General features: G+C 55.1%; 5 protein-coding genes. 4 read left to right on the forward strand and 1 reads right to left on the reverse strand.

Features of this window, described 5'->3' with window-relative positions; translation table 11 throughout:
* Positions 1-187 (reverse strand): transposase (locus tag IGR76_17905; GenBank protein ID MBF2080331.1); only part of this gene is annotated, 187 nt, incomplete at its 3' end.
* Positions 188-763: 576 nt separating this feature from the next.
* Here IGR76_17905 and IGR76_17910 point away from each other — a divergent pair.
* From IGR76_17910 to IGR76_17925, 4 genes are all read left to right on the forward strand, one after another.
* Positions 764-4,306, forward strand: a complete 3,543-nt coding sequence (locus IGR76_17910) for a response regulator (protein MBF2080332.1) — start codon at positions 764-766, stop codon at positions 4,304-4,306.
* 129 nt (positions 4,307-4,435) lie between these two features.
* A complete protein-coding gene (locus tag IGR76_17915; protein MBF2080333.1) occupies positions 4,436-5,608 on the forward strand; it encodes a GNAT family N-acetyltransferase in 1,173 nt (390 codons plus the stop codon).
* Between the two features lie 388 nt (positions 5,609-5,996).
* A complete protein-coding gene (locus IGR76_17920) occupies positions 5,997-8,153 on the forward strand; it encodes a Na-K-Cl cotransporter (GenBank protein ID MBF2080334.1) in 2,157 nt (718 codons plus the stop codon).
* A 69-nt stretch (positions 8,154-8,222) separates the two neighbouring features.
* Positions 8,223-8,822 carry a saccharopine dehydrogenase NADP-binding domain-containing protein gene (locus IGR76_17925; protein ID MBF2080335.1) on the forward strand — a complete coding sequence of 200 codons (600 nt, stop codon included), beginning with the start codon at positions 8,223-8,225 and terminating at the stop codon, positions 8,820-8,822.
* Positions 8,823-8,832: the final 10 nt, after the last annotated feature.

An 8,832-nucleotide genomic window follows, 5' to 3' on the forward strand; every position in this document is an offset into this window, starting at 1 on the left:
CTTTGACGGTCGCCATTGTTTGAATCGCAAGGTCACTATAAAGAACTGACGCGCCGGGTTTGCCGCTCAACTCCTCGACCACCCACTGCCCCAGCACAGATTCTTCGATCCAGAAGGTGAGGCTTCCCCTAGCCTTCAATCCAGCGTTATACTCTGACCAGTTGCGGATGCGGTATTGAGGTTTCATGGCAGGTTTTATGTGTGATAACTGAAATTTACCATGCCTCTCCCGCCCGCAACCCCTCTTTCATGCAACAACGCCGTGTTTTTGAAAAAGATTGAATTATTGTCCCGATTCCCCTGGATTTGCTTGAGTAAGTGTAAAGAGCGGTGCTGTATGCCTAAAGGTCTGTCCAGCTCTTACGTCCCTATATAAGCCTCTTTGGCGGAGCGATCGCCCAGAGCGCTTAGAGAGGTGATCAACCCTGACATGGTTGCACCGATAGGGATTGAAGGGGGATAGCCCAAGGCTAACCGTTAGCGCATCAGCAGAGCAGATGCATAATGGTAGAGATACTGTTTTCCTACCTCTGCAGCGTGCCATGACGACGGCTAGTTCTGATTTGGCACAGCGGCGATCGCAACCAACCCTACTTCCAGAGTGATGCTCTGACGATCAGCAGTTGAGATGGTCTTGGCTCGAATTGAACCCTTTATCTTGCTGGTTTTGGTTATCGTGGATGGAGGTTCCCGTTCAGGACTTCCTTGTCGGAACTTACTGTCCCCTCGTCTTCTGTAGACTTAGGCAGCAGGAGTGCGATGCATGACACCCTCAAGCAGTAAAGGCAAGAAAGCAAAACTTCTAGTGGTTGATGACGAGCCGGACAACCTCGACTTGCTGTACCGAACCTTCTACCGCGAGTTTGAAGTCCTCAAGGCGGAGAGTGGCCCAGTTGCCCTCGACATCCTAGAACGGGAAAAGGGCAACATCGCTGTGATCATTTCGGATCAGCGGATGCCTAGCATGAGCGGAACCGAGTTTTTGAGTCTGACCGCGATTCAATATCCTGACATCATCCGGATTATTCTGACGGGCTATACTGATGTGGACGATCTGGTAGAAGCCATCAACACCGGGAAAGTCTTCAAATACGTCACAAAACCCTGGGATGACGATGAGCTGAAAATGGTGGTGCGGCAAGCGGTCGATACTCACGCCATCCTGCAGACACGAACCCGCGATCTGCAGCGCACCCTCCGTCAAGAATCGCTGCTGAACGCCATTACCAACACCATTCGGCAGGCGATGAATTATCGCCAAATTTTGCAAACCATCGTGGATACCGTTGGGCAAACCTTTGAGGTGGATTACTGCATCCTGCGCCCCTTTCAGGATAATCACATGGCGGATGAGCTGTGTGTCTATTCCCAGACGGGCGATCGCTCCCCAGAAACAGCCGCATTTTTGAACCTTGATGCGCTGATGCATACCATTGCGGAAGTGCATGAGATTCAAGTGGTAGATGACACCGCCGTTGACGATCGCACCGCCGCGATGACCCCCATCGGGCAAACGATTCGCCAAATCTATCAAACCGCAGATATTCAATCCGCTTTAACCGTTCCCCTCCTCTATCAGCATGAGTTGCTAGCGGTCATGGTGCTGTTCCAGCGGCATCAGCCTCGTCACTGGCGAGATGATGAAGTTCAGCTTGTGGTCACGGTCAGCGACCAGGCCGCCCTCTCCCTAGCCCAAGCCCGCACCTACGAGCAGATGACGCTATTGGCGCGACGGGAAGCGTTGGTGAATACGATTACGGCAGCCATCCGTTCCAGCCTCAATCCTCAAGACATCTTTGCGGCAATTACCCAACAGTTAGGACAAGCGCTGCGGGCTGATGGCTGTGCGCTCTCCCTATGGACGAAGGATGATGAGTACGTACAATGCGTGGGCTTGCACGATGCCACGGTGGGGGGTGCTGACGATGACGCGACGTTCACGACTAGTCATGAACGTTCCGATCCAGACTTTCATCGCCATCAGTTGCCCCAGTCCCAAGTTCCCATTGAGGGTAATCCGGTTCTGCAACAGCTTTTGCGAACTCAGGAACCCGTCGTCATTCACGATTTACACCAGCAGCCGGATAAAACCATTACCGATCTGCCGCTGCGATCGCCCGCCCGTGCCCTCCTGGTGGTACCGCTCATCTATGATGGCGAAATCATTGGCAGCATTTCTCTCCGGCAAACCCAAACGCCACGCCAGTGGTTAGCCGATGAGGTGAAGCTTGCCCAAGCCGTAGCCGTACAAGCAGCGATCGCGGTACAACAGGCGCGACTGTACCAAAAGACGCGACAGCAGGCCGAACAACTTCTAGAGCTAGATCGGCAGAAAAATGAATTTTTCCAGAATGTCTCCCACGAATTTCGCACGCCCCTGACCTTAACGATTGGTCCTCTGGAATCGGCGATCGCCCAGAAGCAGGGACTGTCCTATGACCAGTCCCAGATGGCGCTCCGCAATTCCCGCCGCCTGCTCCGCCTTGTGAATCAACTGCTGGACTTACAGAGACTCGATGCGGGTCGCATGCAGCCCCGCTTCCGGCCCTGTAATTTGCTGGATTTGGTGACCCAGATCGTAGAGTCCTTCCAGCACTATTGCGAACGCAAGCAAATTCATCTGACGACAGAACTAGAAGACTGTCCCCCCGTTTATTTAGACCTAGAGAAGTTCGATAAGGTGCTGTACAACCTGCTATCGAACGCAATGAAATTCACTGCTCCCAACGGCATGATTACCGTCACGCTGCAAGCAGCGGGCGATCATTGCTTGCTGCAAGTTAAAGATAGTGGTGTTGGGATTCGCCCGGATCAGATCCCGCACCTGTTTGAGCGGTTCCGCCAAGCCGATGGCTCGGCTAATCGCAAGTACGAAGGTAGTGGCCTAGGCTTAGCCCTCGTGAAAAAGCTGGTGGAGATGCACGGCGGCAAAGTGACGGTGGATTCCGTCTACGGCGAAGGCACCACCTTTACCATTTGGCTCCAGACCGGAACCGCTCATTTGCCCCCAGATCAAATCATTGAAGTGCCGTCTGAGATGGAGAGCAGTCGCAGTCATGTGGAGTTGGCAGACGTGGAGGTCGAGCAAGCTGCTGCAGAAGAGTGCCCCATTGCTCCAACCGTTCCAGATGTGCCCCCCAGTCATCAAAATGGGCATGCTGACCCTGGGCTGCTTCCCGCTGGGGTTTCCCAAGGCGCGATCGCCCGCATCCTGGTCGTGGATGATAATGCCGATCTCCGCAGCTACGTTTCCGGTATTTTGCAGCAGGCAGGCTATGACGTCCTGATTGCGCGGGATGGTTCCGAGGGCTTCCGGGTGGCCGAAACCCAACGTCCAAATCTAATTCTGACCGACTTAATGATGCCGCTGGTGTCCGGTCTGGAGATGATTCAGCGTATCCGGCAGCATGAGGGGCTGAAGGGGACGCCGATTGTCTTACTCACGGCTAAGGCCGATGAGGATACGCGCCTAGAAGGAGTAGAACAGGGGGCAGATGCTTACTTGTCGAAGCCGTTTAACGAGCGGGAGTTGCTGGCGGAAGTTCGAAATCTGCTGGCTCTGAAGGAAAATGAACGCCGCGTTGCGGAGTTAAATACGTATCTCACAGAGTCGGTTTTAAAGCGGTTTTTGCCGCCTAGCCTGGTTCAGAAAGCCGCACGGGGTGAGCTTTCTCTGGATTTACGCCCAGAACCGAAGCTTGTGACGGTGTTATTTAGCGATATCGTTGGGTTTACGCAATTGTCCAATACGCTGCGATCGCGCCGCGTTGCGGAGTTGCTGAATGAGTACCTCGCCGAAATGACCCATGCCATTTTCCAAAACGGGGGAACGGTGGATAAGTTTATGGGCGACGCAATTTTGGCGATTTTTGGTGCGCCGGAAGAGTTGCCCCCCAATGAACAGGTGCGGCGGGCGGTGGCCTCCGCCCATGCCATGTACGACGCCCTCGAAAAGCTGAACGAACGCTGGCGATCGCAAGGCATTACCCAAGACGTGAAATTCCGCTGTGGCATTCACCAGGGGACGGCGGTGGTGGGCATGTTTGGTAGCGCGGAACGTTCAGACTATACGGCCATTGGCCCCAGTGTGAATATTGCAGCGCGAATTCAGGAAGCGGCCGATCCCGACACGATTCTCGTATCTGCTGCTGTAGCCGATTATCTGGAATTAGGAGAAGACCCGATCACGAAGTTCCGTCCCTTGCAACTTAAAGGCATCGACGAAACGGTGCTGACCTTTGCTATTCGGGTTCATCCGGATGCGGAATCATCGTCAACGGAAGCCTCTAGCCAGCAGCACGCTTAGAAAACCGATAAATGAAACGCTGATCACCCAGTTGGGTGAGGTTGTTTCCACCGAAAACCGCCTACCGTGGAAACGCCCTGGGCGATCGGTCTCCCGCATCGAGTGGGTAGTTGTATGTAAGAGAAAGCTATGATGGCCGCTGAGTACGGTGTATTGCACGATGAGACCCAGGCAAGGGCGATGTCCCAGCTTGTGGCTCAATGTTTCTTGGCGAAACCGGAAGATTGTGACGAGTATCTAGACCGGATTGGTCGCGATCGCTTTCGGATTCTCTCCGATGGCAGTCAGGTTCGGGGTGGCCTTGCCCTGCTTCCAATGGCGCAGTGGTGGCACGGCAATCTGGTGCCTATGACTGGAATTGCCGCAGTGGGCGTTGCGCCAGAGTATCGAGGCTCGGGTACGGCGATCGCCCTCATCCGTCACATGCTTCGGGAACTGTACGATCAGCAAACCCCTCTATCGGTTCTCTATCCCGCGACTCAACGGCTGTATCGCAAAGCAGGGTATGAACAGGCGGGTAGTCAGTGCCGTTGGGAAGTGCCGCTCGCACAAATTCATATCCAGGAGCGATCCCTCCCCTGGTTTAGCCTTGAACCGACAGCGGAGATCCTTACCCCTCTCTATCGACAAAAGGCGCAAATCCATAACGGACACCTCGATCGGGCTTCCGCCATTTGGGTGGAAATTCTCCGAAGTAAACCGGAGGAGATGCTGCATGCCTACGGTGTGGGTGCGCCCGATTCCCCCCAGGGCTATCTTCTATTCACGCAGAAAGATAATCCCTCCGGCGCGACCCTCCACGTTCGAGACTGGGTAGCCTTAACGCCCGCCGCAGGACGTAGCCTCTGGAGCTTTGCCGCTAACCATCGGTCTCAGGTGCATCACCTTCGCGTTCCCGGTGGTCTGACCGATCCGCTGCTGCTGCTGCTGCCGGAGCAAACGGCACGACTCGCTTCTTCCATTAGTTGGATGCTCCGATTAGTCCATGTGCCCAGGGCGTTAGAACAACGAGGCTATCCTGCGCTCCTAGAAACGGAACTTCATTTGGAGATCCGGGATGAAGTGCTGCCCGAAAATCAGGGACGGTTTACGTTGGCGATCGCCCACGGTTCAGGCACAGTGACACCCGGTGGCTCAGGCGCACTGAAGATTGACATTCGCGGACTGAGTGCCCTGTATGCCGGACACGCAACGCCCTATGCGCTGCACCAGATCGGACTACTAGACGGAGATGGGGAAAGTTTGGCGATCGCGTCCCAAATCTTTGCTACATCGCCCGCGTGGATGCCCGATTTCTTTTGAGGGTGTGTCTAAACGGTGCAAGCCTAGGCGGGTGTGAACTTACGATAAGCCTAACTTCGGATAGTCGGCATTGGGACTGTAGCTCCCTATAATTGCGTTGGTCGTTGCATTTCTGTTGCGGTGGGTATTGGGATCTCTCAAGGCTGACCTAGGGCGATGCATCGGATCGGGACAGTTATTTTTTGAAAATTTCGTGGGATGGGACTTTCAAAACGTAATTTGGCCTGATTCCAGACCGACAGCACCATCCCAATAGAGCATCCGAATAGAGTGAATTGGGATGCGTGCTGAATGCCGCGTTTAAAAATTTCCTACCTGTATGAGTTCCAATTCGCCACAGTCGAAATCCCCTGCTAAACAACAGGCAACAACCGCCGAACGCCGGGGAATGAGCACCTTTGAGGGGGTGTTTACGCCTTCGATCCTGACCATTCTGGGCGTGATTATGTACCTCCGGTTTGGCTGGGTCGTCGGGAATGTCGGGCTGTTCAATACGCTCCTCATCGTCACCCTGGCTACCACCATTACGTTTCTGACCGGGCTTTCAATTTCGGCGATCGCCACCGATCGAGTGGTGCGCGTAGGAGGAGCGTACTACATGATTTCGCGATCGCTCGGCATCGAAACTGGCGGCGCGGTTGGCATTCCCCTCTACTTTGCCCAAGCCCTATCCGTTGCCCTGTACACCATCGGTTTTTCCGAGAGTCTGGTTGAAACCTTTCCCGCCCTGAACCTGAAGGGGGTTGCCATTATCAGCACCGTTGGCGTTGCGATCTTAGCCTTGACCTCTGCCAAAATTGCGATTCGGGCACAGTACGTGATCATGGCGGCGATCGCCCTTTCCCTGGTCTGTTTCATGCTCGGCTATCCAGTCTCGTCCGAGCCCCTAGGCTTGAAACTGCCGCCACCCAGCACAGAAAGTTTTTGGTCGGTGTTTGCTGTGTTCTTCCCAGCCGTTACGGGCATCATGGCAGGGGTCGGCATGTCCGGCGATTTGCGTAACCCTAGCCGTGCGATTCCCATGGGCACCCTCGCCGCCATTCTCACCGGATACATCATCTACATGCTGCTGCCTTCGTTCCTGGCCTTTCGTGCCGACAGCGAAACCCTGATCACGCAGCCCCTCGTGATGCAACAGATTTCAATTTGGGGGCCAGCCATTCTCTTGGGCGTTTGGGGGGCAACGCTGTCCAGTGCGATCGGCAGTATCCTCGGTGCGCCTCGTGTCATGCAAGCCTTGGCGCAGGATGGGATTTTGCCAGACTGGTTGCGCTGGTTGGGTAAGGGCAGTGGCCCCGACAATGAACCCCGTTTAGCGACGGTCGTCACCTTGGGGATCGCCCTAGTAGCAATTATTGCGGGGGAATTAAATCAGATTGCCCCGGTTTTAACCATGTTTTTCCTCACGACCTATCTCGTACTGAACATGACGGCAGGAATTGAGGGATTTCTGCAAAGCCCATCGTTCCGTCCTGCATTTAAGGTGCATTGGGCGTTGTCCTTGCTAGGGGCGATCGGCTGTTTGGCGGTAATGTTTTTGATTAATGCCGTGGCGACGGTCATTGCGGCTGTGGTTGTGCTCGCTATTTACCTCTGGCTAGAAAGGCGAGAGCTCCAGGGTGCCTGGGGCGATATTCGGCGCGGTCTTTGGATGGCGATCGCCCGCACGGCGATTTTTCAAATTTCCCACAGCGAACCGGATGCTAAAAACTGGCGACCCTATTTGCTGGTGTTGTCCGGTGCGCCCACCCGACGCTGGAATTTGATTGAGTTTGCGGCGGATCTTTCCCACAACCGCAGTTTGGTGACGATCGCCAGCATTTTGCCGGAACAGTCCTACGATGGCGCACGGCAGAATGCCTTGGAGTCCACAATTCAGGATTATCTCGAAAAACGGGGTATCCAAGCGGTAGTGCGTTTAATGCGGGCTACAAACCCGTTTCGGGGAGCGGTGCAGCTTGTGGAAGCCTACGGCATTGGTTCGCTGATTCCGAATACGGTACTGCTGGGAGCCAGTGAGGATCACCAGCGCCGCGACGAGTATTGTGAGATGATCGCCCAGATTCACCAGGCACAGCGCAGTGTCCTGATCCTACGAGATGAGCAGGGACAGGGCTTTGGTAACCATCGGCGGATCGACGTGTGGTGGGGAGGGGTGCAGGCGAACGGGAGTTTAATGCTGCTGTTGGCCTACCTGCTCCGCACCAGTCAGAACTGGCGCAATGCGACGATTCGGCTAAAGCTGGTGGTGACGAACGAGTCGGCAGTACAGGCCACGTTGATGAATTTGAAGACGATGGTGCAGGAGTTTCGCATTGGAGCCGTACCAGAGGTGCTGGTGTCGGGCGATCGCCCCTTTGCCGATATTTTGCATGAGTCGTCCCAGGATGCCGATCTGGTCTGTTTGGGAATGGCTACTCCGGGGGAGAATTTCACGCAGTACTACGAAAATCTCCAGCGCATGGCGAGGGATTTACCCCCGACGGTCTTTGTTCTAGCCGCAAAGGATATGCCCTTCTCAGACGTGTTGGCCGATTCGCGTTAGATCGCTGGTGAACCTGGGCGTTCCGGTATTGAGGTTCTACGGTAGGCTAGGCAAAAACGGTGGAAAACCATGACAGAGCGTTCCTATCATGTCCTCATCTACGGAGCGACAGGGTTTGTGGGTCGGCAAACGGTAGCGTACCTTGCGACCCATGCCCCTGAGGGTCTGCGATGGGCGATCGCCGGACGCAACCGCGCCAAATTGGAAGCGGTCAAAGCCCAGGTGGGGGAACGGGCTGAATCGGCAGCGATCCAGGTGGCCGACAGTCACGATCAGGCCGCTGTGGATGCGATAGTGGCGCAAACTCAGGTGGTTCTGAACACGGCAGGGCCGTTTGCGCTGTACGGGACACCGATTGTGGATGCCTGCGTGCGATCGTACACCCATTACGTAGACATCACAGGAGAAACGCCGTGGGTCAAGGATCTGATCCATCGCTACCATGCTCAGGCCGCAGCGGACGGAACCCGGATTATTCCCTTCTGCGGGTTTGATTCTATTCCATCGGATTTGGGAACCTACCTGGTGGTACGGCACATGCAGCGGGAGTTGGGTACTGATTGCACCCAGGTGAAGGCGTACTTTCAAGCCTATGGTGGCTTTAATGGGGGCACCCTGGCATCGGGATTCAATCCCTGCGGGTCGATTCCCCGCCGCTCTGCGGCGTAAAATGCCAGGA

Origin of the sequence: Synechococcales cyanobacterium T60_A2020_003 (genome assembly GCA_015272205.1) — a bacterium.
Lineage (GTDB): Bacteria > Cyanobacteriota > Cyanobacteriia > RECH01 > RECH01 > JACYMB01.